Annotated in this window: 21 protein-coding genes, 1 tRNA gene, 1 pseudogene and 1 riboswitch; of the genes and pseudogenes, 14 read left to right on the forward strand and 9 right to left on the reverse strand. The window is 49.2% G+C overall.

Features of this window, described 5'->3' with window-relative positions:
• Window positions 1-172 precede the first annotated feature (172 nt).
• Both EWA64_RS04130 and EWA64_RS04135 read left to right on the forward strand, forming a co-directional pair.
• Complete coding sequence (locus tag EWA64_RS04130; RefSeq protein ID WP_061893342.1) at window positions 173-2209, forward strand: methyl-accepting chemotaxis protein; 2037 nt, start codon at window positions 173-175, stop codon at window positions 2207-2209.
• A gap of 179 nt (window positions 2210-2388) precedes the next feature.
• Window positions 2389-2488, forward strand: a riboswitch (purine riboswitch).
• A gap of 74 nt (window positions 2489-2562) precedes the next feature.
• The gene (locus EWA64_RS04135) at window positions 2563-3567 is read left to right on the forward strand and encodes an adenosine deaminase (RefSeq protein ID WP_061893343.1); all 1005 of its coding nucleotides are present in this window, start codon (window positions 2563-2565) and stop codon (window positions 3565-3567) included.
• 86 nt (window positions 3568-3653) lie between these two features.
• Here the strand turns inward: EWA64_RS04135 and EWA64_RS04140 are convergent, their stop codons facing one another.
• Complete coding sequence (locus tag EWA64_RS04140; protein WP_061893344.1) at window positions 3654-4118, reverse strand: DUF2846 domain-containing protein; 465 nt, start codon at window positions 4116-4118, stop codon at window positions 3654-3656.
• 454 nt (window positions 4119-4572) lie between these two features.
• On the opposite strand from EWA64_RS04140, the gene EWA64_RS04145 reads away from it, so the two are divergent.
• Entirely contained in the window at window positions 4573-5937 is a 1365-nt protein-coding gene (locus tag EWA64_RS04145; protein ID WP_061893429.1) for an endonuclease/exonuclease/phosphatase family protein, read from the forward strand.
• Window positions 5938-6111: 174 nt separating this feature from the next.
• Here the strand turns inward: EWA64_RS04145 and EWA64_RS04150 are convergent, their stop codons facing one another.
• From EWA64_RS04150 to EWA64_RS04165, 4 genes are all read right to left on the reverse strand, one after another.
• Window positions 6112-7380, reverse strand: coding sequence for an O-acetylhomoserine aminocarboxypropyltransferase/cysteine synthase family protein (locus EWA64_RS04150; RefSeq protein WP_039430023.1), 1269 nt, complete (start codon window positions 7378-7380; stop codon window positions 6112-6114).
• A gap of 132 nt (window positions 7381-7512) precedes the next feature.
• Complete coding sequence (locus EWA64_RS04155) at window positions 7513-8220, reverse strand: MgtC/SapB family protein (RefSeq protein WP_061893345.1); 708 nt, start codon at window positions 8218-8220, stop codon at window positions 7513-7515.
• Window positions 8221-8244: 24 nt separating this feature from the next.
• Window positions 8245-9615, reverse strand: a complete 1371-nt coding sequence (mgtE, locus tag EWA64_RS04160; protein ID WP_061893346.1) for a magnesium transporter — start codon at window positions 9613-9615, stop codon at window positions 8245-8247.
• 15 nt (window positions 9616-9630) lie between these two features.
• Window positions 9631-10131, reverse strand: coding sequence for a CBS domain-containing protein (locus tag EWA64_RS04165; protein ID WP_061893347.1), 501 nt, complete (start codon window positions 10129-10131; stop codon window positions 9631-9633).
• A gap of 841 nt (window positions 10132-10972) precedes the next feature.
• Here EWA64_RS04165 and EWA64_RS04170 point away from each other — a divergent pair.
• Window positions 10973-11173, forward strand: a complete 201-nt coding sequence (locus EWA64_RS04170; RefSeq protein ID WP_061893348.1) for a hypothetical protein — start codon at window positions 10973-10975, stop codon at window positions 11171-11173.
• Between the two features lie 100 nt (window positions 11174-11273).
• Here EWA64_RS04170 and EWA64_RS04175 read toward each other — a convergent pair.
• Both EWA64_RS04175 and EWA64_RS04180 read right to left on the reverse strand, forming a co-directional pair.
• A pseudogene (locus EWA64_RS04175) lies at window positions 11274-11510 on the reverse strand (hypothetical protein).
• A gap of 268 nt (window positions 11511-11778) precedes the next feature.
• Window positions 11779-11855: transfer RNA gene (locus tag EWA64_RS04180), tRNA-Arg, on the reverse strand.
• A gap of 203 nt (window positions 11856-12058) precedes the next feature.
• Between EWA64_RS04180 and folD the strand changes: the two genes are divergently transcribed.
• The 5 genes from folD (at window position 12059) to EWA64_RS04205 (ending at window position 17168) form a co-directional block, all read left to right on the forward strand.
• Window positions 12059-12916 (forward strand): bifunctional methylenetetrahydrofolate dehydrogenase/methenyltetrahydrofolate cyclohydrolase FolD, encoded by an 858-nt coding sequence (folD, locus tag EWA64_RS04185; protein WP_039430037.1) that lies wholly within the window; start codon window positions 12059-12061, stop codon window positions 12914-12916.
• A 110-nt stretch (window positions 12917-13026) separates the two neighbouring features.
• On the forward strand, window positions 13027-13851 hold the full coding sequence (gene rlmA, locus EWA64_RS04190; protein WP_061893349.1) for a 23S rRNA (guanine(745)-N(1))-methyltransferase: 825 nt from the start codon (window positions 13027-13029) through the stop codon (window positions 13849-13851).
• An 87-nt stretch (window positions 13852-13938) separates the two neighbouring features.
• Entirely contained in the window at window positions 13939-14865 is a 927-nt protein-coding gene (locus EWA64_RS04195) for a ChaN family lipoprotein (RefSeq protein WP_061893350.1), read from the forward strand.
• Window positions 14866-15043: 178 nt separating this feature from the next.
• The gene (locus tag EWA64_RS04200; protein ID WP_061893351.1) at window positions 15044-15400 is read left to right on the forward strand and encodes a hypothetical protein; all 357 of its coding nucleotides are present in this window, start codon (window positions 15044-15046) and stop codon (window positions 15398-15400) included.
• Between the two features lie 190 nt (window positions 15401-15590).
• On the forward strand, window positions 15591-17168 hold the full coding sequence (locus EWA64_RS04205) for an alkaline phosphatase (RefSeq protein ID WP_061893352.1): 1578 nt from the start codon (window positions 15591-15593) through the stop codon (window positions 17166-17168).
• Between the two features lie 99 nt (window positions 17169-17267).
• On the opposite strand, the gene EWA64_RS04210 is transcribed toward EWA64_RS04205, so the two are convergent.
• Window positions 17268-17705, reverse strand: coding sequence for a YcgN family cysteine cluster protein (locus tag EWA64_RS04210; RefSeq protein ID WP_039440089.1), 438 nt, complete (start codon window positions 17703-17705; stop codon window positions 17268-17270).
• Between the two features lie 146 nt (window positions 17706-17851).
• Between EWA64_RS04210 and EWA64_RS04215 the strand changes: the two genes are divergently transcribed.
• From EWA64_RS04215 to EWA64_RS04235, 5 genes are all read left to right on the forward strand, one after another.
• Window positions 17852-18100 (forward strand): YkgJ family cysteine cluster protein, encoded by a 249-nt coding sequence (locus EWA64_RS04215; RefSeq protein WP_061897186.1) that lies wholly within the window; start codon window positions 17852-17854, stop codon window positions 18098-18100.
• Between the two features lie 128 nt (window positions 18101-18228).
• Window positions 18229-18951, forward strand: a complete 723-nt coding sequence (locus EWA64_RS04220) for a winged helix-turn-helix domain-containing protein (protein WP_061893354.1) — start codon at window positions 18229-18231, stop codon at window positions 18949-18951.
• The gene (locus EWA64_RS04225; RefSeq protein WP_061893355.1) at window positions 18948-20570 is read left to right on the forward strand and encodes an ATP-binding protein; all 1623 of its coding nucleotides are present in this window, start codon (window positions 18948-18950) and stop codon (window positions 20568-20570) included. The genes EWA64_RS04220 and EWA64_RS04225 overlap by 4 nt, the downstream gene beginning before the upstream one ends.
• A 76-nt stretch (window positions 20571-20646) precedes the next feature.
• Window positions 20647-21636, forward strand: coding sequence for a DUF2860 family protein (locus tag EWA64_RS04230; protein ID WP_061893356.1), 990 nt, complete (start codon window positions 20647-20649; stop codon window positions 21634-21636).
• A gap of 18 nt (window positions 21637-21654) precedes the next feature.
• Window positions 21655-22434 (forward strand): PKD domain-containing protein, encoded by a 780-nt coding sequence (locus tag EWA64_RS04235; protein WP_061893357.1) that lies wholly within the window; start codon window positions 21655-21657, stop codon window positions 22432-22434.
• Between the two features lie 63 nt (window positions 22435-22497).
• On the opposite strand, the gene recR is transcribed toward EWA64_RS04235, so the two are convergent.
• Window positions 22498-23100: a recombination mediator RecR gene (gene recR / locus EWA64_RS04240; protein WP_039440073.1), complete on the reverse strand. Its 603-nt coding sequence runs from the start codon at window positions 23098-23100 to the stop codon at window positions 22498-22500.
• Window positions 23101-23110 lie beyond the last annotated feature (10 nt).

Raw genomic sequence — 23110 nt, forward strand, 5'->3', positions numbered from 1 at the left:
CCCGCTGTTCCACTCATTTCCCAACACTGACCAATTTTAATCAATCGATTTATTAATAAGAATCAAAGTATATTGGCGCGCAAACGAATAAATTCACCCTTCTTAATAAAAAAATCATTAAACATATAACGACATTTGAAGAGTCTAATAATCACAGCGGGAACTTACCACAATGATAAATAATTTTAGAAATCAGAGCGTTGGATTTCAGCTCAGGCTGATTATCGCGCTATGTCTACTGCTGGCATTCACCAGTATCGCGACGCTGGTCTACCGCAACGCAGCGCAACTTTTGTTAGACAACACCTTACGTGAACACCAAACACGAGTGGAATCGATGGCAAAAGCCATTTCTGGGCAGTTCGATGCTTATCTGCACACCGCAAAGGTGCTGGAATCTACCTTTCGCAATGGCTATCTCGCCGATGCCGCAAGCGACGGCAGCCAGATTCAATTTCAAGGCCACACCATTGCCGATATTCGTTTGGCTGGTGAAAGCCTGATAGGCAGTACTCAATTGGTGGATAACTTCACCCGTGATACTGGCGCCGTAGCGACCATTTTTGCTCCGCTCAACGACGATTTCATTCGCGTCTCCACATCACTGAAAAACCCGTCAGGTCAACGCATGGTTGGCACTCAACTAGGACAGATCCACCCCGGTTATCAAAAACTGCGCAGCGGCCAGCCATACTATGCTCAGGTCAAGCTATTCGGCGAAACCTACATCACCTATTACGCACCGATAAAAGACAGTTTGGGGCACATCAAAGGGATTTCCTTTATCGGCTTACCGGTGGAAAAAGTAGCGCAAGATCTGTTTAACTCACTAAGTAACATCAAATGGGGAGACAGCGGCTACACCGTCGTGGTCGACAATGACCAACAAAATCAAGGGAAATACTTACTGCATCCGAGTAAAAACAGTGACGACCCATCGATTACAGAAATGGTCGACGCGCAAGGCAAGCAACCTTTCAAACAAATTTTCACCACACAAAGTGGCTTGATCACCTACCCGTACGAGTATGAAGGTACAACGGGAGATAAGTATCTAGTCTTTACTGAGGTCCCCGGATGGAACTGGAAATTGCTTGGCGGCACCTTTGTTGCCGAAGTGACCAAAGGCAGCAAAGCCTTGCTGATGCTGATTGCTCTGACCGCATCTGCCGTTGCGGTGGCCACCTTTGTGATGGTAACGATTTCCCTCAATCGTAATCTTAAACCGCTCGTTATCCTCAGTGGTTACATGACGCGTTTAAGCCAAGGCGAAGTGAGCCTTGATATTCCCGCCACCGAGAAAAACTCAAACAACGAAATCACCAAGCTCAACAACGGAGCATCTGCCATGGCTTCGCAGTTGAACAGTTTGGTCAGTCAAATCCGTGCTACCGCCGATACGGTGCACAGCGCCTCAAGCAGCGTGGCCAAAGATGCGCAGCAAAATCTGGCACAATCTGAAAACCAGCAACAGCAAGTAGAGCAAGTGGTAACCGCAATCGAGGAGATGGCAAGCTCGGCGCAGAGCGTCGCCCAGCAAGTTGAGAGCATTGCAGAAAACGTGCGCCTAGCGAATGATGACAGTCAATCCGGTTTAAACATGGTGGAAGGTGTTTGTATTGATGTCGCCGAGCTCAACGACCAATTAGACCGCTCAGCCGCGGCCATTGAGCAGGTCAATATCGATAGCGAGAGCATCCAAACCGTGACACGCATGATCGATGAAATTGCCGAGCAAACGAACTTGTTAGCACTCAATGCGGCCATCGAAGCAGCGCGAGCGGGTGAACAAGGGCGCGGTTTCGCGGTCGTCGCCGATGAGGTTCGCACCTTGGCGCACCGCACGCAAATGTCCGTCAAAGAGGTCGTGACCATTATTGCCAAGCTCAAAGCCTCAACCGTCAACGCAGTAAATTTGATGACCCAAAGTCAAAGCAACGCCAATCAAGTCTTGGATAAAGCGCAAGAGGCCGGTTCAGCGCTAGAAGCGATTGCTGAGCAAATTCATGCGATTGCAGCGCAGGCCGATACGATTGCTGCCACCGCTGAAGAGCAGGCACAAGTATCCCAAGAGATAGCCGCCAGTGCTCATACGATTAGCGAACTCAACCTCGAGAGCAAAGCGACCAGCGCGCAAACGGCGCAAAGTGCCAACGAGTTGCAAAAGCAAGCCGACTCACTCAAGCAGCAAGTGAGCTTTTTCCACTAACTCTTTCTCCAACAAGGGCAGTTCTCCTGCCCTTTACTTGGTAAGCTCGCACGTCAGTACGCTCGCTTTTCAACACTATCAAAACTCGAACGCAGTCAATGAGATGTTGCTTTCAAGTGGAACGGTGGACTTTTCTCGACTATTGGTTATTATTCGAGGCACGTTTTTGCACCGCTCGCGGGCGAAATGACAATTGGCTTCGTATAACCCCACTAATACGGTGTGGGGGTCTCTACCAGGATCCGTAAAGTTCTGATTACGAAAAGTAAAGTGATTATTCGCTTTTCTCTTTGTAGGATTTTCTGTTCAAGGTGAATGGCGCTTAATCGTAACTTTTTGATTAAGAGTGATATATGAAACAATTTATTGAGCAACTGCCGAAAGTCGAACTGCATCTGCACATTGAAGGTACCCTCGAGCCCGAACTGATGTTTGAGCTGGCTACGCGTAACCAGATTGCCATTCCCTATGCATCGCCAAATGAAGTGCGCGAGGCGTACCAGTTTTCTAACTTGCAGTCTTTTCTCGATATCTATTATCAAGGCGCCAATGTTCTGATTCACGAACAAGATTTCTTCGATTTAACTTGGGCTTATCTGCTGCGTTGCCAGCAAGATAATGTCCTACATAGCGAAATCTTCTTCGACCCGCAGACCCACACCGCGCGCGGTATTGCCTTTGAAACGGTGGTCAATGGCATTCATCGCGCCCTTACTCAAGCCAAGCGCGAGTTAGGCATTTCCAGCCAATTGATTATGTGTTTTCTGCGCCATTTGAGCGAAGAGGACGCCCTAGCGACGTTAGAACAGGCTCTGCCCTTCAAAGATAAAATTGTCGCGGTCGGTTTAGACTCTTCAGAGCAAGGCAATCCGCCCGAAAAGTTTGTGCGGGTATTTGCCAAAGCCCATGAAGCCGGTTTTCTCGCTGTTGCTCATGCTGGTGAGGAAGGCCCGGCACTGAATGTGAAAGACGCGATGGAATTGCTTAAAGTACAGCGGGTTGACCACGGCGTGCGCTGTGTTGAGGATCCTACGTTAGTGGCAAGGCTCATCCAAAGTCGAATGCCGCTCACCGTTTGTCCGCTATCGAATCTGAAATTGAAAGTGGTAGAGAGCATGGAGCAGCACAATGTGGTCGATTTACTGCGCCAAGGTTTGTGCGTTACCCTCAACTCGGATGATCCTGCCTATTTCGGCGGCTACATGAGCGATAATTTTCTGGCCGTCGCCAACGCCCATCCCTTGACTAAACAAGAGCTGGCTCAGTTTAGCCTCAATGCGATTGAAGCCAGCTTTATCAGCCCTGAAGAGAAACAGCGGCTCACCGAGCGAGTGACCCAATTTATCCGTCAGGCGTAAGTCGCGCCTAAGCACGACGCCATCTCAACCATAACAAAAAACCCTAAGCGGTTACGCCTAGGGTTTTAACCACGAACAAAGCAAACTTACTTGCTAGAGCACTTACCCTTAATTGCCATGTCGGTTTTCAGTACTTCTTGTTTGCCTAATGATTCATCGACCACAACAACGTCCGCACCACCAACAAATGCCCCCATCTTGATGTACTGCTGAACAAAGTAAAGACGACCTTGCTCCGTATACAGAGAAAGCTCATTCGGTGAGAACTCGGATTCCGTGCTCACGATGTGATCTTTATTACCGTCTACTTCATGATAGAAGAATACGCCCGCAGCGGTTTCACCAATACACTCGCCATCAATACGCACATCTTTTTTCAGTGCCGCACCAATCGGTGTGTCGATGCGGTAAACATACACGCCCGCTTTGCCTTCTGTTGGAGCAGCAAATTGCTTCGCTTGATTACTTGCTTCCTTATCGGCAGTTGGAACCGAGGCACAACCAGAGAGTACTGCTAGTACAGCCGAACATAGAATTAGTTTACTTTTCATAATGTTAACCTAGCCAAAGAAAGATTGGATGCTAATCCAAGAAAAGTTATTTATAAATTCATTTACATAACAAATGTGACGCACCGCAATATTTCCAGAATAAATACTCTATGTAAATCGCAAAATTTATCATCCCCCCACCAATTTATTGTATAAATTTCAATCTAATAGATACCTTACGAACTCTCTTATAGGCAGAAAAACTGTCAATCTAACCTTGCCCATCGCCCCCGCTGTCATTTTTCTCTCATCCAGTTAGATTAGCGTATTTGCTTTCAGCATCCTGCGTCTTAACGTGCTCAATTTCTGTTGGAAGTGATGCCGATTTGGCACTAATCACATATTTACTGCAATTAATGTAATTTAGTGAGTATTTGTGTGAACCGAATCTCTTACTCAAGTTATTGATCAATATAGTATTCGCCTCAATTATTACCAACGAGATTCCATGGTTATGAAAACTCTACTTACCCCCCTTGCCCTGTTCATCGGTACCGCGTTACTGACTGGTTGTGATGAAGAAACAAAATACGTTGACGTACACCCGACCACGGTCAAAATTGCTACGTACAATCTCTCCTTTGATCGAGCCACCTTTGCCGATCTGGTCAATGAGATGCAAATTTCACCAAGCAAACAAACCCAATTAGTCACAGCGTATCTCGACGGCAGTATTGCTGACAACGAGAAAACCACCGCAGAAAAAGTCATCCAGATCCGTAACGTGGCGGCAATCATTCAGAAAAATCGCCCCGATGTGCTGATGATGGCAGAGTACAATAACGACGGAACTGGCGAAGATAAATCGGCGCTGATCGGATTTCAAAACAACTACTTGTCGGTAGCGCAGAGTTTGCAAGGTGCTGGTGGCAGTGCAGAGCTGGAACCTATTGAGTATCCTTTTGCACAGTCTTACGCCACGAATACTGGTCTGCTGAGCGAATTTGACTTGGATAACAACGGCACTGCGGGTCAAATGCCGGGCGATGCGTGGGGCTTTGGTTTGTATCACGGCCAATACGCGTTTGCTTTGATGTCTAAATTTGAAATAGATAATGCCAATACACGTACCTTCCAAACCTTTAAATGGAAAGACATGCAAGGCGCGCAAATTCCTACCATCACTATATGCGACGGCTCTCAAACTATCCCTGCGGGTATGAAGTGCGGTGATAACTGGTACAGCGATGATGAGTGGCAACAAGTGCGGTTGTCGTCGAAAAACCACGTCGACGCACCAATCATTATTCCAACAGCCCACGGCAATCAAGTCGTGCACCTGCTGCTCTCTCACCCAACCCCTCCGGTGTTTGACCCGGGCAAGAACAAAGCGCAGAACGCGGCTGAGGTCGCATTTTGGCATGACTATGTGCAAGATAAAGCCTACTTCTACGACGATGCTGGTAAGAATGGCGGCCTGAAAACTGGCTCACATTTTGTCATCATGGGCGATCTCAACCTCGATCCAGTCTCGGGTGACGGCATCAGTCAGGTGATGAAAGATCTGCACGCTGACCCATTGCTGAACCAAAAAGTAATGAATGGTGAGTTGTACCCAACCAGCTTCGGTGCCGCAGAGCATGCGGTCGATAAAGCGGTAAACCACCCGTACCCGAATCGTATTTCGTCAACCTTTGGCCTTGGCGTCGATTACGCTATGCCGTCGGCAACCTTGAACATTGTTGATTCTGGTATCTACTGGCCAGCTTCCTATGAAGCGGGTCGCGCCTTATTTAATGACGCTCGTATCGGCAAGTACGGTAACGGAAAAGACGTCTCTTCTGACCATCGGATGATCTGGATTCAGGCGCAGTTCTAACCATTTTCTCTCTCGCTACTTTGTGCATCGAGCCTCAAGATGCTTAATGTGGCGAGAGAGAATTTTTGGCTTGCTTACGTTCGACTCGCCAAAACCACTCATCTCTCCCAAGCAGCTTTTCTCATAAAAAAAGGCCAGCGGAAGCTGACCTTTGTAAGTGCGAAATCCTGAGATTTAAGCGTTTAGCGCTTGTTCTAAATCGGCCAGAATGTCGTCAATATGTTCAATGCCCACCGACAAACGGATCATCTCCGGCGCGACACCCGCTTGTTTTTGCTCAGCTTCACTTAGCTGGCGATGCGTGGTCGAGGCAGGATGGCAAGCCAGTGATTTCGCATCACCAATATTTACTAAGCGCTTGAAAATCTTCAGTGCATCATAAAAACGCACCCCAGCCTCGTAACCGTCTTTAAGTCCGAAAGAGAGAATCGCTGACGGTTTGCCTTTCATGTATTTCTCCGCCAATGGGTAGTGTTTGGAGCTTGGCAACCCCGCGTAGCTAACCCAACTCACTTTGTCGTGCTCACTTAAAAACTGTGCGACTTTCATTGCATTCTCGGTATGGCGCTCCATGCGCAGGGAGAGCGTTTCCAGTCCTTGTAGCAACATAAACGCGTTCATTGGCGATAGCGCCGAGCCCGTATTACGAAGTGGCACAGTGCGAGCGCGGCCAATAAACGCTGCCGGGCCAAAGGCTTCGGTATAAACCACGCCGTGGTAAGAAGGCTCTGGTTGATTAAACACCGGAAAACGATCTTTATGCTGTGCCCAAGGGAATTTACCGGAATCAATGATAATGCCACCAAGCGTCGTACCATGACCACCGACGTATTTGGTCAGCGAGTGCACCACGATGTCAGCACCAAACTCTATCGGTTTGCAGATCGCTGGCGTTGCGACTGTGTTGTCGACAATCACTGGCACCCCTTGTGCGTGAGCCAGTTGCGCCACTTTTTCCAGATCAATAATGTTGCCAGCCGGGTTACCAATACTTTCACAGTAGACGGCTTTGGTTTTGTCATCGATAAGCGCTGCCAAGCTTTCTGGTTGGTCGTCTTTGGCAAAGCGCACTTCAATGCCCATGTTCGGCAGCATGTGTGCGAACAAGGTGTAGGTACCACCATAGAGCTGCGGCGTGGAGACAATATTGTCCCCCGCTTGCGCCAAAGTCAGAATGGCATAGTGAATCGCTGCACTGCCAGCACTCACCACTAAACCGGCGATCCCACCTTCCAATGCGGCCATGCGTTTTTCCAACACATCATTGGTGGGGTTCATAATACGAGTGTAAATGTTGCCGGGTACAGCAAGGTTAAACAGATCTGCGCCGTGCTGAGCGTTGTCAAACTCATACGCGACGGTTTGATAGATCGGCGTCGCGACGGATTTGGTGGTTGGATCGGTCTCATAGCCAAAATGAATCGAAAGGGTTTCGTCTTTCATGTCTCTTCCCTGAACAGTTGAGGTGAATGGTTATTGCGATATCATGCCGATCTTTTCAGCAAACTGCACGGTTTTCAGTCACAGTGCAGAAACATCACGCCAGCTTAGTGGCGTGAGTCTCAGATGAAATCGCTACACCTCGGCAACCTGCCAGCTCGCCAAAGAGACAGAAGGTTCAAGGCTGAGCCGGCCAATCACCCGTTCAATCTGCGAATCGCTTCGTTGGCTGGCAATAACCGAAGAGATGACGCGTGAGTAAGTTACGCTCTCATTGGGTTGGTTCTCGCTCTCCAATTTTTGTAGCTGAAGCGCACCCGAGGAAATCCCCTGCAGCAGTAGCGCCCGTACGTAGGCTTCGTCCTCATCGCGGCAGACCACTTCCAATCGATACTGCCACCAGCATTCCACTTGCTGCACTTGCGCTAAAGGTCGCTGATTTATTACCCGGACCACAGGGCGTAGCGCCATGTTAGTGAGTAAAATCATCAGTGCAACCGCCACGGCCCCGCTCCACAGTCCTGTGCCACACATGACGCCTACGGCTGCCGAGCACCATAAGGTTGCCGCGGTATTGAGGCCGCGAATGTTCGCGCCCTCTTTCATGATAACCCCTGCTCCTAAGAAACCGATGCCAGACACTACCTGCGCGGCAACACGTGACGGACTCGCATCGCCCTCCATCATGCTCGACATCAGGGTGAAGCTGGCCGCGCCTAAGGAGACTAATGCATTGGTCCGCAGCCCAGCCATACGTTGGTGCCACTGCCGCTCCAAACCGACCAGAGCCCCCAGCGCCGCCGCGAGCAGCAAGGGCAGAATAAAGACTTGGATATTCCACATGCTGTCTCTCCTGTGTTCGGACTTTTAAACCATTGGCGGAAAATCCAAGATCATGGTCGCCACCGAAAAATAGATGATGACACCGATGGCATCGGCGATGGTGGTGATCAACGGCGCACTGGCGGACGCTGGGTCAAAACGCAATTTGTTGAGAATAAATGGCAGAGACATACCAACCACCGATCCGACAATCACCACAATCTGCATGGTGATCGCCACTACTAGCGCAATTTCCGCACCGCCGCGCCAAAAGCCGAGCAGCGAGACCGCCACTGCCATCGTCACTCCGAGTAGCGCTGAGATGAATAATTCTTTACTGAGCATTTTGGCCCAGTCTTTTGCCACGATTTCTCCGGTGGCTAAGGCGCGCACCATCAAGGTAGCCGATTGAGAACCCGCATTACCGCCGCTATCGATTAACAAAGGTAGAAAGAACACCAGCGCCACATAGGTTTGAATCGTCTCTTCAAAGTAGGCAATTCCGGCACCGGAGAAAATGTTACCAAACACCAAAAGGACCAGCCAAAACACCCGCTTGCGATACATCAAACCAATAGTGGCGTCTTTCAAATTGCCACTAAAATCCACCGCTCCCGCTTTATGAACGTGGCGATCGGCTTCATCTTCTGCCACATCCATAGCGTCATCATAGGTGACGATACCGACCAAACGATTCTGTAAGTCAAGCACTGGAATAGCCAGCAAGTCGTACTTGCTGATCGCTTGTGCCGCCACACTTTGAAGTTCATCCACCCAAACGAAAATCAAGGCTTGCGTCATAATGTCAGCGATACGTTGGTTTGGCTCCGCGACCAGCATATCGCGTAGCGAAACGGTCCCTTTCAGTTTTTGCTGCTCATCTACCACGTACGCTTGGTAGATGGTTTCGCGCTCCGCCGCAATGCTGCGTAAGTGGTGCATCGCTTCTTCTATGGTTAACGCCCCATCTAAGACAGCAAAGTCGGTCGTCATCACCGCGCCAATCGAGTCCGATGGATAAGAAGCGAGACGTTCGATATCCTGACGTTCACGGCTATCCATCTGCTGCAGCACTTGCTGTTTGAGCGTAGGTTCAAGCAGCGCAAGCAGATCCGCCCGCTCATCATGTGCCATACGCTCACTCAAATGGGCCAGTTCATCAGCAGCCAACTGCTCGGCGATGGCCTGCTGCCAGGGCAGAGAAAAATAACCAAACAAAGCCGCCTGTTGGTCTAGCGGTAGCAAACGCAGTAGATCGCGAACATCCTGGCTGTGCAGTTGCTGCTCATCCAGCAAGATAGAGATCGCTTCAGCGCAATCCGCCAATGGATGCTGGGCAACAAAACGCTGCATTGCCGCTTGATGCTGGCTGATGTTCAGAGCCAGCAGCTCTTGAGTCATGATAGAAATAGACATGATAATTCCCCTAATTTACTTCCAGAAGCGGATAAGACGTTGCCAACCTTTCGCTGGTTTGGCTGAAGATGACAGTTGTGCCCCATCAAGACGCAAAATGGCTCGGGCGTGAGACAGTTCAAGTACACCCATCACGCGATGGCAGCTATCTAGAACCGGAAGAACTGGCCAGACGCTCTGGCAGAGATGCCGCGCCGCAGAGTGCGCATCGCCTAATGCGCTGGCGCAATGCGTCTCCCCCTGACAAAGTTCTGCGACAGGCTGTGAAGTGCACGCGGTAATTAGCTGCGCCATGGTCACCAGCCCTTGGTATTCACCCTTGTCGTTGATAAGCACCACCATGTGCAACGCCGTGGGTAAACCCGGATTGGCGCGCAGCATGGTGATCACCTCACCAACAGTGAGATGCATGCTGACGCTGAAAAATTCACGTTTAATGTGGCTTTGTAGCGCTTGAGCTGCGGGTAAGCGCGCGCTTTTTACATCGGTGATGCGATGATGACGAAATGTAGTCATGGTTATCTCTCCTGAGTTAGCTCAGGACAAAGAAACCCCACGCTGCGCGCGTTTTAGCCCGGACATTAGCCCGACAAAAAGCGATAAGCAGCGCACGACCTGTCGGCTCACTGCGGTGAGCATCAGTCAATCGTTACGCACGACAAAACCTTGCCGTTTGCATAAAACAAAGTCGGTATGGAATTTACGAAATAAAAGGAAGAGTTCGCTGACACCATGGGCATTTACTACCCGGCAACAGCTAAAAAAGCAGGCAGGCTAGCAAGAAACCATTGGCATTTTCGAACGTTCGAAAAAACCATACTGTGATATTCGACTACTCGACGAGTCCATAGGTTTCTGTTGTACCTCTAGTGAATGAAACAATATCGATGGCATGTTCGCCATCGGGTAACTTAGCGGGCGGAATGCTATTTTCCTTGGTAAACAAAGTCAATTGAGCAGCGTTCGATTTGACACTATGGTGACATTACTGACAAAAGCAAGACAAAGGGAATTAAGGCAGAAAACAGGCTTCCATTTGGATGACAACACTCGCCTTAAGTGGAAACTGCAATGAAATCACCCCACTTGAAAGCACAGCTTGCTGGTTTTTGTAACCAGTTATGTCACTGTTTTAAACTGCTTCTCCGAAGCAAACGCCCTAGATGTAGATCTGCCTTCCAAATAAATACCTTATTCATAATATGGCCTCCAATAAGGCGCACTCAATCATAACCATTCACCATTAATTACATAAATACGCCCAAACCATTCACTGTAGCAATTTGTTAATAAACCAGTGTCATATTAAACTTAAAGGGACTTATACGCTTGCAACAAAACAACGAGGCTAACAAAAATGGATAAACTACTAACTTCTGCACTGCAAATCAGGCAACGAACCAAAGTAACGAGCTTGTTTGCCGACAACGGCTATAAAATCGCCATGACCGACTTCGACGATGTGGTTTTTGAGAAGGCCGGCGTTCGCATCAACGTCAAGTTTGATCATCACTCCAACGCAAAAGCCGTTTCAGTTCAGGGCCCGCATTGTAAATAACCTGTCGCTAAACAATACAATAGCTAAAGCTGGCAATGCAGAATCCATTGCCAGCCCATGTCATATTCAGCACAACAGATTGACTTCTCTTCTTCCTAACTCACTGGAACTCGCTGCCATGATTTTCTAGGCTTTGCTGGCCGCATTGTGTGCAGACCACATATCGATCAATCAGATCCAGCGACGCCCCGGCAGGGCTGGCAACACCAGAGAAGAAACCTTCCAGAAATGCTTTAAATTATTCTTTTCGACTTTTGCCATACTTTGATGGCTTCTGCTTGATGATCTCTTTATGTTCTGTTTGCTTGGCACATTTCTCACAAAACCTCATGCTCATTTTAACCTCAGCATCAATTTATAAATTAAGCAGAGATAATCATAATGTTGAGTATAAAGATGATACGAAAATCAAAATTTACTTAAATAGTTTAATGAGTTAGAAAAAATATGAGGTGAAAATAAGTAGCAAAATGGTATGAGAGGCGAATAGAAGAAAGCGCTATCAAACAGCTAAGTGAGTCAACTGAACTGACGAGTAGTCTGGCTACCCATTCGAAAACGAAAAAGAGCGTAGCAAGTACTAACCTGCTACGCCCCGAAATAAATGGCACGCCCTGTAGGATTCGAACCTACGACCACATCCTTAGAAGGGACGTGCTCTATCCAGCTGAGCTAAGGGCGCGCTACAGGGAGAGGATTATACGAGTTCATTTCGGTAAATCAACGGATTTTCTAGACATTCTGTTCTAAGTGGCGAAAAAAAGTCCGTCAATCAAGGCGCCTGCTTAAAAACGCCACAAGGCAAACGTTTGCGTATAGATATTTATTTCACAATTTGCGACAATGCGCAGCGAATTTTTGCCATTTGATTTCTTAAGGAAAGTCATGACTGCTCAAAATATTGATGGAACTCTCATATCTCAAACTGTTCGATCGGAAGTGGCCGCGCGGGTGAAAGCGCGGGTTGAGGCAGGTTTACGCGCTCCCGGGTTGGCTGTGGTTCTGGTTGGTGAAGATCCGGCCTCCCAAGTTTATGTCGGTAGCAAACGCCGTGCGTGTGAAGAAGTCGGTTTTGTTTCAAAGTCTTTTGACCTTCCGGCGTCAACTTCTGAAAAAGCATTGTTGGAACTGATTGACGAACTCAATAACGATGCGCAGATTGATGGCATTCTGGTTCAGTTGCCTTTGCCTGCTGGCATTGACACGACGCAGGTTTTAGAGCGCATCCTCCCAGAAAAAGATGTCGATGGTTTCCACCCTTATAATGTTGGTCGCTTGGCGCAGCGCATTCCAAAACTTCGCTCTTGTACGCCCAAAGGCATCATGACCTTGATTGAACGCTACAACATTCCCACTCATGGCAAACATGCCGTGATCGTCGGCGCGTCGAACATCGTTGGCCGTCCAATGACCCTTGAGCTGCTACTGGCTGGCTGCACCACCACCACATGTCACCGCTTTACGAAAGATCTGGAAGGCCATGTACGCCAAGCCGATCTGCTGGTGGTTGCGGTCGGTAAACCCAACTTCATCCCTGGCGAATGGATCAAAGAAGGTGCTGTGGTCATTGATGTCGGTATTAACCGCCTAGAATCAGGCAAGTTGGTTGGCGATATCGATTACAACAAGGCGCGCGAAAAAGCCAGTTTCATCACCCCAGTGCCGGGTGGCGTTGGCCCAATGACGGTAGCAAGCCTGATTGAGAACACCATGCTGGCTTGCGAGCAGTACCACACCAAGTAATCCTCCCTTGGCCTACTTGAATTGGTGGGCGACTTGACCTTGAAACTGGTGTAAACAGGTGGCTTTTGATAGACTCAGCCGCCTGTTTTTGTCTCACCTTTGAGGTCTTCATGACTTATCAGTGTCCTTTGTGCCACCTTGCTCTGCAACAAACGGATCGCACATTTCATTGCGCTAACCGCCACCATTTTGACTTGGCGAAAGAAGGCTATGTCAATTTGATGCCCGCGCACCATAAGCGCTCAAAAGATCCCGGTGATAACAAAGAGATGATGCAGGCGCGTCGCCGTTTTCTGGAAGGTGGGCATTATGACCTAATGCGGCAAAAAGTGGCCCAGCTGTGCCAAACATTCTTGCAAGGCAGTGCCCATCGTCTGCTCGATATTGGCTGCGGTGAAGGCTATTACACTGACCAAGTGGCACGCAGTTTAAGCGCGCAATGCGCCGAAGCCACAACACATGGTTTAGATATTTCGAAAGTAGCGATTCGCTTTGCGGCCAAGCGCTACCCGTCCAGCCATTTCTGTGTCGCATCCAGCCACCGTCTCCCCTTTGCTGACCACGCTTTCGATGGCATTCTACGCATCTATGCTCCATGCAAAGCGGAAGAACTGGCTCGCTGTGTGGCAGACAATGGCGTGGTGATCACTGTGACTCCAGCAGCGCGCCATTTGGTGCAATTCAAAGAAAAAATCTACTCCGACGTTAAACTGCACGATGAAGAGCCAGAGCAGATAGAAGGCTTTGCTTTGCAACAGCAAGAAAAGCTTAACTACATGATGACGCTTTCCGGCGCAGAGGCATTTGACCTGTTACAAATGACTCCATTCGCATGGCGTGCCAGCGACGAGTTCCGCGAAGCGCTCAAATCGGCTCATCATTTTGATTGCGAAGCCGATTTTATGCTGCGGGTTTATCGCAAACTCAGCCAGTAGCGAATCAATAGAGAATCATTCTCATTATTATTGAATCTTCATGCCGCCTCCATTAGACTCAGCAACGATGTAAATGGAGGCAGTATAATGCGAACGTCTTTTTCTCTTCTTCTCGCCGCAATGATGTTAGGTGGATGTGCCACGTCCCCTTCTACCAGCAACTTGAATCACTTTTACGACTATCAGCTCAACTCCCCGCAAGGGCAAGCGCTGTCACTGCAAAATCTGCCGAGCGAATTATTAACCGCCGACGTCATTTTGATTGGCGAGTGGCACACTCATCCCGGTATTCACCGCTTCCAAACCGACCTTCTTCACACCCTGAGTACACAGCACAGCGTGGCACTTTCCATGGAGCAATTCACGCGCGACAAACAACCTGTGCTCAATCAGTATCTGGCAGGTGAAATCGGCGAGCAGCCGCTCATCAGCGAAGGCAATGCGTGGCCAAACTACGAAAGCGATTATCGACCACTGGTTGAATTAGCGAAGCGCCAAGGGTTGGACGTGATTGCCGCGAATGCGCCGAAGGCTATCGTGCGCTGCATCGGCCGTCAGGGAATCGGCTACCTAGACAAGCTCGATGAGACAGAGCGCCACTATTTGGCGGCAGAGATCAACACTGCCGATAGCTCTTATAAAGACAAATTTATGGCTTCAATGCACCACGGTCAGCCAGAACAAACCGAGAGACAATACGCCGCTCAAATCACTTGGGATGAAACCATGGCCGAATCGATTGTCAACTATCGCAAGGCTCATCCGCAAACACAAATCGTCCATGTCGCGGGTAAATTCCACACTGAAGGGGGCCTTGGCACGGCAAACTCTATCCTTCGCCGCGCACCTGAGCTTAAGGTCGTGGTGATTACACCTGTCGCTTCACTCAGTGAAAATAGCAGCGATTATCAGCTTCAAGTGCTTGAGCCCCCCGTACGCTACGTGCAACAAAGCAATCGCATGAAAGCGTATCAAGCGTTGAAAAAACGCAACGATGAGTTGGTGTGTAAGTAACCCTTTCGCGCTTTTCCAAAAAAATGGGCCTGTTTCTTGCTGTACTTTTTTACTTAAGTTTTTGCTTAAAGTTTTGCATAACATTGTGCTTAAGCAACGAGCGGCAACGGGCTTTTTTTTACACAAGTTTTTCCACTTGCCGCCGATAGACTATTAAGGGTTCAGATAGGAGAGCGTTATGAATCCAGTCGGTTCCAACCCAATTTCGGCCTACTCGGCCACCCAGCGGCAAGCAGCAACGCCCAGCGCAATCTCAGATGCTGCCCCTGCCCCATTGCAGCTGGAGCAAAATAAGGTGACACTTTCCTCTGAAGGAAAAGCCCTGCTATCGGCTTTGCAGCAGATAGATAAAGAGAGCAAAAAAGTAGCCGCAGAAAACAAAACCGTCGGAGATAAAGTAGAAGCGTTCACTTACGGCGCGCTGGGAATGAATCATCCCGACGAGATCCAGAAAGAAGCCGATAGCTCCTACTCAGCCGGCCAGTATCTTTCAGCCGCCGCCACCGTCGGCGGGATGTTACTGATTCTGGTTTGATCAGCTTCTGACCTGCATAGAGTTAAGCAGCCAGCGCTCTCTAAGCTGGCTCGTTCATTTTTATCGCATTCAATCTTCTAACATACCGTTTTCCCTTAAATTTTCACTTTTGTGAAGTTTTTATTTATGCAACAAAAGCGTCATAAACACATGTTGTAATTGCGCCGCTTTTATAAATAAGGGATAGACAATGAAGCACCTGATTAAACCTGTTGTTGCCGTAGTCGCAACTTCGACGCTCTCTTTTAATGTACTTTCGGCAGAAATTAAAAACGTCATTCTGATGATTGGTGACGGTATGGGCCCACAGCAAGTTGGCCTACTGGAAACTTACGCGAACAACGCGCCGCACTCGATCTACAAAGGCAAAACAACCGCACTCTACCAACTAGCAAAAGAGGGTGTTATCGGTTCTTCACTGACTCATCCAGAAGACGCTATTGTGGTGGATTCTGCCTGTTCAGCGACCATGCTGGCAACGGGTATCATGACGGGATCTGAAGTGATCGGCATCGACTCACAGGGCAACACAGTGGAAACCGTGGTGGAAAAAGCCAAGCGCCTTGGCAAAGCCACGGGCATCATCTCCGATACGCGCTTAACTCACGCAACGCCAGCCGCGTTTGCTGCTCACCAACCGCATCGCTCACTTGAAAATGAAATCGCCTCGGATATGCTCTCGGCCAATGTCGATGTGATGCTTTCAGGCGGTCTGCGTCACTGGATCCCAAAATCAGCCAACGATAAAGGTGAAACCTACCAACAGCTACAAACGCTGACACACGGTGATGTCCCTCTAAAATCAAAGCGTAAAGACGACCGTAACCTGCTCACAGAAGCGCAGCAAGCGGGCTACTCACTGGCGTTTAACAAAACCATGCTGGAAAAAGCGCAAGGCGATAAACTGCTCGGCCTTTTCGCCAACTCAGGCATGTATGACGGCATTACCTATAGCCAAACGAAGAATGACCCAGATCGTAAAGAGCCCACCCTCAAAGAGATGACCGATAAAGCGTTAGAGATCCTGTCAAAAGACAAAGACGGCTTCTTCTTGATGGTAGAAGGCGGCCAGATCGACTGGGCGGGTCACAGTAATGATGCAGGCTCAATGCTGCATGAAATGATTAAATTCGACGAAACCGTTAACGCAGTTTATCAGTGGGCCAAAGATCGTGATGACACGCTGATCATCGTTACTGCCGACCACGAAACAGGCTCATTTGGCTTTAGTTACTCAGGTTACAACTTGCCGAAACCGGAAAAACGTCCAGGAAAAGCGTTTGAAAAACGCGAATACGCGCCCAATTTCAACTTCGGTGCGTATGAGATCCTAGATGGTTTGTACAACCAAAAAACCAGCTACTACGGCATGCTGAGCGAGTTTGAAAAACTGGACAAAAACCAGCAAACGGCGGCGAAACTGGCGGAAATCGTAAACAAAAATAGCGATTTCTCCATCACGGCAGGCCAAGCTGAAACGGTATTGACGAACAAACCTAACCCATACCGCTTGGCTAATCACAGCTACTTAGCGGAAGAGAGCATCCCAGCGATTAATGACTTTGACGCCTTCTACCCTTACAACGACCGTACCAACGTATTGGCACGAGCGCAGGCGACCAAACAGAATATCGTTTGGGGTACGGGCACGCACACTCATACGCCAGTCAACGTGTTTGCTTGGGGCCCTGCAGAAACCATTCTGCCCGTTTCTCGCATAATGCATCACTCCGAGCTGGGTGAGTTCATCAAGCAACAGGTCAAGTAATGCCCTGCCGATGACCGTTCACTCGTCAGCGAACATGCGGCAAAAAGTAATAAAGCGCCATCACGGCGCTTTATTGTTTATCGGCTTTCCCCAGAAAGACTAGAACGTGCCATCGTCAACAATATGGTCTTCCCAATCTTTCACTTCGATTTCGTACACCACTTTATTGCGGATGCTCTGCCCAGCGGCATGCATTGCCGCTTTTGATCCGGTGATCAGCGGGTGCCAACTTGGCAGAGGTTTGTTCTCCGCCAACAGTCGATAGGCACAAGTGCTCGGCAGCCAGTGAAACTCCGCGATTTTATCTTGAGTAAGCTTGAGGCAGTTTTCACCTGAAGAAAAACGGTTCGGGTAATCTTTGCAAGCGCAAGTTTGGCTGTTGAGCCAGCTGCATGCCACATTGGTATAAAAGACTTCATCGGTCTCGTCATCCATCAACTTGTGCAAACAGCATTTTCCGCAACCATCACACAGCGATTCCCACTCTTGCTCGTTCATCTGCTGCAACGTTTTACTTTGCCAAAATGGTAGGCTCATTGATTCATTACTCACTGTGACTGCGGGAGCCGTTTTATACCTTCGCCACTGGCAAAGTGCAAGCGCAAAAATTGCTCGTTTAGCTCTGCGTTAAAGTCTGCTACTATCGCGCACTTTGATTTTTCTGTGCAAAAAGGTGATCTCTGATGGATTGCAGACTTGGCTGCGGCGCATGCTGTATCGCCCCTAGTATTTCTTCGCCGATCCCAGGAATGCCCAATGGTAAACCTGCTGGAGTGCGCTGCATTCAGCTCAATGAGCAAAACCTGTGTAAGCTGTTTGGTAAACCAGAACGACCAAAGGTATGCCATGAGTTTAAACCTTGCCCTGTGGTGTGCGGCGCAACCAATCAACAAGCGCTGGACAATATTACCGAGTTAGAACGACTGACGTAATAAACGAAGTCAGTCATCGCCCGTTTTTTCTATCGCATCACAACTTTGCGCTTGTGTCACAATTCGTCACATAATCCACAGACACAATCCGCTATATTGCCTTCATTGCCAAATGGATATGGAACACAATGAACGAGACCTCTTCGACTCCCTGTCGGATCGTACTGGTGGAAGACGATCTTGAACTGGCAGAATTGATCCAAGACTTTCTCAGCCACTACGAATTTTCCGTCACCACCGTTGCCGACGGCATTACGGCGGTGGACGTGATTTTAAGTCAACAACCTGATTTGGTGATCCTCGACATCATGCTGCCAGGGCAAAGCGGTATGGACGTTTGCCGCGCGGTGCGTGATAAGTACCACGGCATGATTTTGATGCAAACGGCCCTCGACGATGATATTGACCAAGTCATGGGGCTAGAACTCGGCGCTGATGACTACGTGGTTAAACAAGTGAAGCCGCGTTTATTGCTCTCACGCATCCGCGCCCTTTTGCGTAGACAAGAACGCAATGCCTCTGCCGACAAGCATGAACTGCACATCGGCCCCTTGTGCATGAATCTCCAATACCGTACCGTTTCGCTTGCGCAAAAACCAATCAAACTGACCACCAGCGAGTTTGAACTGCTCTATCTTTTGGCGCAGCGAGTCGGCACTATAGTTACCCGTGACGATATCGCTCAGCAGATCCGCGGCTTTGAATATGATGGGTTGGATCGCTCGATCGACCGACGCATTTCCCGTTTGCGCCGCACCCTGCACGATGACCCGAATGAGCCCAAATTGATCAAAACCATCCGTGGCAAAGGGTACCAGTTGTGCGCACCCGGCGAAGGAGATATGGGATGATCCGCGCTTTCTTTATTCTTTGGCTTGCGGTGTTCTTACCAATAGTACTGCTGATCATTCCGACCGACTTTAACCCAGTACAACAGCTCAGTCGCAATGTATCGGAAGATTTTTACAAACCCGTGTATGGCACCAATTTTGAGCTCTTGTCCAAACGCTTGCACCAAGCGCCCGAGGAGCAATGGCCTGCCATCATCGATAACTACGCTCGCCATTTCAGTTACCCACTACGTTTGGATGATTTGCAACGTTACCGCGAGACACCCTCCATTTACCGCTCCTTGCAACAAGGTAAGCTGACGTTTCAGTACGGCGATCCCATGGCGTTAATTCAACGGGTCAGTGGCAGTGACAAAGTGATCTACTTTGCCATCAATGAACCGAGCGAAATGAGTATTCTCAATCAAGCCAAAGGCACTTTGTATCTGGCCGGAGAAGATTTGCAGCGCTATCCACGCAGTGAATGGAAAGCCAGTTTAGAGCAACAAAATCGCCAGATTCCACTTGAGCTGAGTTTGCTTACCGACGACGAACTGCCACAAGCGGCGAGAGAAAAACTGCGCAAAACCCCCGGGGAAATCATCAGTTACGTGAGTCAAGATGGCCATATTGCCTTGCTATCCCCCGTTGTGCCTGGGGTTTGGCTACACGTTGAAGATAACATTACCGCGCAAACTCAAATGAAGCTGACCACCGCCATTGGTGGCTTTTTCTTTTTGTGCATTTCTGCTGCGTTGGTGATGTGGGTCTACCCGCTGTGGCGCGACCTCAAACGTTTAGTAAAGACCGCCAACGAATTTGGTCAAGGAGTGCTTTCCAAGCGCGCCACCACATCTAAACTCTCCGTGGTCTCACAGTTGGGGGATTCGTTTAATAAGATGGCCGACAACGTAGAAAAGCTGATCGCCGGACAAAGAGCGTTAACCAACGCGGTGGCTCATGACCTTCGCACCCCTTTGTATCGTCTGCGTTTCGCCTTTGAAATGCTGGAAGACGACGAGATAGCCGAGAGCCAAAAAGAGAAATATCGCAAAGTGATCCACTCCAGCATCGAAGACCTCGATCACCTGATTAACCAGACGTTGCTGCTCTCACGCTATAACCGCATGGCTGATATCAGCCACTTTACCCACTGTCAATTTGCTCAAGATTTAACTGAAGAAGTGGAGCATTTCCGCTTGGAATATCCTCATTTGCAAGTTCAAATCGATATCGCCGCATCATTGATGCAGCACGCCTTTTTCATCGACAAAAAGGCACTGCTGCGCGCGGTAAAGAATCTACTGAGCAATGCGGCCAGATTCGCGCAAAATGATATTCATATCTCCCTCAAAGACAACCTGCAATCCTACCAACTTGTGGTGGAAGATAATGGCCAAGGCATTGCGCCCGAGCAAGCCGAGCGCGTGTTTGAACCGTTTACTCAAATCGACAATCAGGAGCGCAGCAGCGAGAAAGGGCATGGTCTCGGGCTTGCGATTGTGCGACAAATTATCTGTTTTCATCAAGGCAGTGCCCGTGTGGTGACTTCTCCTTTGGGCGGCGCACGCTTTGAGTTGCAGTGGCCAAAAAATCTTTCCGCACTGAATGTGACCAAAATGGACACACTTAGTCCATAAACTGCTGAGGAATCATTCACCCAGAGAATGCTAACTTGAGTTGACAGACCAATCTGACACTCAGCAAGGAGTTAGCATGAACATCAAAGGGCTGGCATTGTGTTTAAGCAGTGCCCTTCTTATCCCAAATTTACAGGCCAAGCCGATAGACTTTACCCCCGGGCTTAGCGGTGGCATTAGCCTGAATGCGGGTATCAACCAAACCAACTCCCAGTTCAACACCAACGACGACAACGCCATAACGCAAGATTTGAATCGTCAGGGAAAACAAACCGAAACGGCGGCACCGTTTATTCTCGGCCGTTTGCAATACACCTTTGGTAATCAAGCGATTTTCGTTGGGAACAGCGAAGATCAAATTAGTGAAGCGCAATTTCAAGCTGAAGTTGGCTACATTCAGATGCTAGCAAAAGGGACCTACCTCACCGCCGCGCTGTTTGGCAATATGCCGGGCATGGATGAAACGTGGCAAGATCCGTATCTGACTAACCAAGAGCGTCAAACAACCGAGCAGAACATCATGGGCGGCCGATTGGCCTTCAGTACACAGATCCCATTCCCAGTGACGCTCAAGTATGCCTTTGCGCAGAGTGAAATTGATGATGATACGATTGGCATTTCTCAATCGTTAAGCAGTGCTCAACAGAAATCGCTGCGACGCGACAGCACCTATCAACGTGTCGGGGTTGAACTTTCCTTTCCTTTGTCACAAACCTTCATTCTCTCACCTGCTTTTTACTACACCGACAAAAATGCCGATGGCAGTGCGCAGAGCTCAGCAGAAATCGCCACTCAGTTATCGGTGGTAGCCATGCAAAATCGTCATGAGCTGATTGCGACGGTGCGAAATAGCGAAGCGGAATACGATGCCGAAAATCCGGTATTTAATCTCCGTCAGGATTACAAAGCGTTCAGTGTGTTTGCCGTGTACAACTACCACAATCCGTTTGCGCTACAGAACACGCAACTGAACGTGATGGCCGGATATCAGCAGCACGAGTCGGACATCGATTTCTACGACAGTGAGAATACTTTTATCTCAACAGGTATCAGTTACACCTTCTAGCACCTAAGGAAAACAAACATGTTTAAGTCAGCGAAAATTATCCTCATGTTTGGCGTAATGGCACTTGTCTCGGGATGTGATGTCGATGATGTTACCGATGCCGATAAACTGAGCAAACCGACCGTCAATGCCGGATCAGATCAGCTGTTAAAATTGCCCCTCAACAGCATCACCCTTTCAGGCTCAGCCAAATCGTTTCTCTCGGTTTATAAAATCAAGACCACCAGTTGGAGCCAAGTTGCCGGACCACAGCAACTGGCGCTGCTCAACGCAGACAAGCTAACCGCCACTGCGCTCTACCCAGCTACCGCTGGCACATATATTTTTCAGCTTTACGCCAAAGACACAGGCGGACGGAGCAATACCGACCAAGTAAAACTCATTATTGAGCCCGCCACTCAAGCCAGTGCGATTCGTCGTATGCAAAGCAACACGGTATCAAATGAAATCGCCGCCGTTTCATGGCAGTACGGCGCCCAGAACCAAGGCGTGCTGGTATTCGGGTCGCTCGGAAACATTGATCTAAGCAAGCTCAAACAACAGCTCAATCTTGCCATCGAGGAACTCAACAGTGCAGCCGAGCTTTCACTCGATTTCTCGCAAAGCACTGGCGGGGATGTGCAAACTGCGCTGCAAATCATCGAAACGCTGTCACAGCAAGACTTGCCCGTTTGTCTACAGGATAGGTGCTCTCCGTTGTATGCGGGGTACTTGAGCGAGCGAGCTTTCTCTCTTGATGCTCACTGCAACAGCGTCCCAATGTGCGTTGATGGGCTACTGCAAGAGCGCAGAGATTAAAGTGGTAAAAACGCTTGTTATAAAAAACCGCGCCTTGGCGCGGTTTTTTATAACAGAACTCGGCTAAAAAAGCTTATGCCGCCCGAGGAGCGAATGAGACAAGGTTGTGCCATCCACCAGCTCAAGCTCGCCGCCAACAGGCACCCCGTGGGCAATACGGCTAGCAGTCACTTGATGCTCACGGCATAACTCTGCGATGTAATGCGCGGTCGCTTCGCCTTCAACCGTTGGGTTGGTCGCCAGAATCACTTCCGTGATGTCGCCACGACGCAGACGATAATCCAGCACATCCAAGCCAATATCACTCGGGCCAATACCATCTAAAGGCGATAGATGCCCCATCAGCACAAAGTAGCGGCCAGAAAACTGCCCGGTAGCTTCCACGGCGGCGATATCTGCCGGGCTTTCCACCACGCACAACAAGCCATTTTCCTGACGTTTTGGATTGGTGCAGATGCTACACACTTCCTCTTCAGTAAAGGTTCGGCATTCGTTGCAGTGGCCGATTTCGGTCATCGCATGATTTAGGGCGTCTGCAAGCTGCAATCCGCCTTTTCTGTCTCTCTGTAACAAATGAAAGGCCATACGCTGCGCCGACTTGGGGCCAACCCCAGGTAGACAACGTAAGGCCTCCATCAATTGTTCCAGCATATGACTGGTACGCATTGGCTAACCT

It is taken from the genome of Vibrio cidicii (assembly GCF_009665415.1).
GTDB lineage: Bacteria > Pseudomonadota > Gammaproteobacteria > Enterobacterales > Vibrionaceae > Vibrio > Vibrio cidicii.

Bases quoted from the DNA above. Each gene is read 5' to 3' on its own strand.
- EWA64_RS04130 (WP_061893342.1), top strand. From the start codon at position 173: ATGATAAATAATTTTAGAAATCAGAGCGTTGGATTTCAGCTCAGGCTG.
- EWA64_RS04135 (WP_061893343.1), top strand. From the start codon at position 2,563: ATGAAACAATTTATTGAGCAACTGCCGAAAGTCGAACTGCATCTGCAC.
- EWA64_RS04140 (WP_061893344.1), bottom strand. From the start codon at position 4,118: ATGAAAAGTAAACTAATTCTATGTTCGGCTGTACTAGCAGTACTCTCT.
- EWA64_RS04145 (WP_061893429.1), top strand. From the start codon at position 4,573: ATGAAAACTCTACTTACCCCCCTTGCCCTGTTCATCGGTACCGCGTTA.
- EWA64_RS04150 (WP_039430023.1), bottom strand. From the start codon at position 7,380: ATGAAAGACGAAACCCTTTCGATTCATTTTGGCTATGAGACCGATCCA.
- EWA64_RS04155 (WP_061893345.1), bottom strand. From the start codon at position 8,220: ATGTGGAATATCCAAGTCTTTATTCTGCCCTTGCTGCTCGCGGCGGCG.
- mgtE (WP_061893346.1), bottom strand. From the start codon at position 9,615: ATGTCTATTTCTATCATGACTCAAGAGCTGCTGGCTCTGAACATCAGC.
- EWA64_RS04165 (WP_061893347.1), bottom strand. From the start codon at position 10,131: ATGACTACATTTCGTCATCATCGCATCACCGATGTAAAAAGCGCGCGC.
- EWA64_RS04170 (WP_061893348.1), top strand. From the start codon at position 10,973: ATGGATAAACTACTAACTTCTGCACTGCAAATCAGGCAACGAACCAAA.
- folD (WP_039430037.1), top strand. From the start codon at position 12,059: ATGACTGCTCAAAATATTGATGGAACTCTCATATCTCAAACTGTTCGA.
- rlmA (WP_061893349.1), top strand. From the start codon at position 13,027: ATGACTTATCAGTGTCCTTTGTGCCACCTTGCTCTGCAACAAACGGAT.
- EWA64_RS04195 (WP_061893350.1), top strand. From the start codon at position 13,939: ATGCGAACGTCTTTTTCTCTTCTTCTCGCCGCAATGATGTTAGGTGGA.
- EWA64_RS04200 (WP_061893351.1), top strand. From the start codon at position 15,044: ATGAATCCAGTCGGTTCCAACCCAATTTCGGCCTACTCGGCCACCCAG.
- EWA64_RS04205 (WP_061893352.1), top strand. From the start codon at position 15,591: ATGAAGCACCTGATTAAACCTGTTGTTGCCGTAGTCGCAACTTCGACG.
- EWA64_RS04210 (WP_039440089.1), bottom strand. From the start codon at position 17,705: ATGAGCCTACCATTTTGGCAAAGTAAAACGTTGCAGCAGATGAACGAG.
- EWA64_RS04215 (WP_061897186.1), top strand. From the start codon at position 17,852: ATGGATTGCAGACTTGGCTGCGGCGCATGCTGTATCGCCCCTAGTATT.
- EWA64_RS04220 (WP_061893354.1), top strand. From the start codon at position 18,229: ATGAACGAGACCTCTTCGACTCCCTGTCGGATCGTACTGGTGGAAGAC.
- EWA64_RS04225 (WP_061893355.1), top strand. From the start codon at position 18,948: ATGATCCGCGCTTTCTTTATTCTTTGGCTTGCGGTGTTCTTACCAATA.
- EWA64_RS04230 (WP_061893356.1), top strand. From the start codon at position 20,647: ATGAACATCAAAGGGCTGGCATTGTGTTTAAGCAGTGCCCTTCTTATC.
- EWA64_RS04235 (WP_061893357.1), top strand. From the start codon at position 21,655: ATGTTTAAGTCAGCGAAAATTATCCTCATGTTTGGCGTAATGGCACTT.
- recR (WP_039440073.1), bottom strand. From the start codon at position 23,100: ATGCGTACCAGTCATATGCTGGAACAATTGATGGAGGCCTTACGTTGT.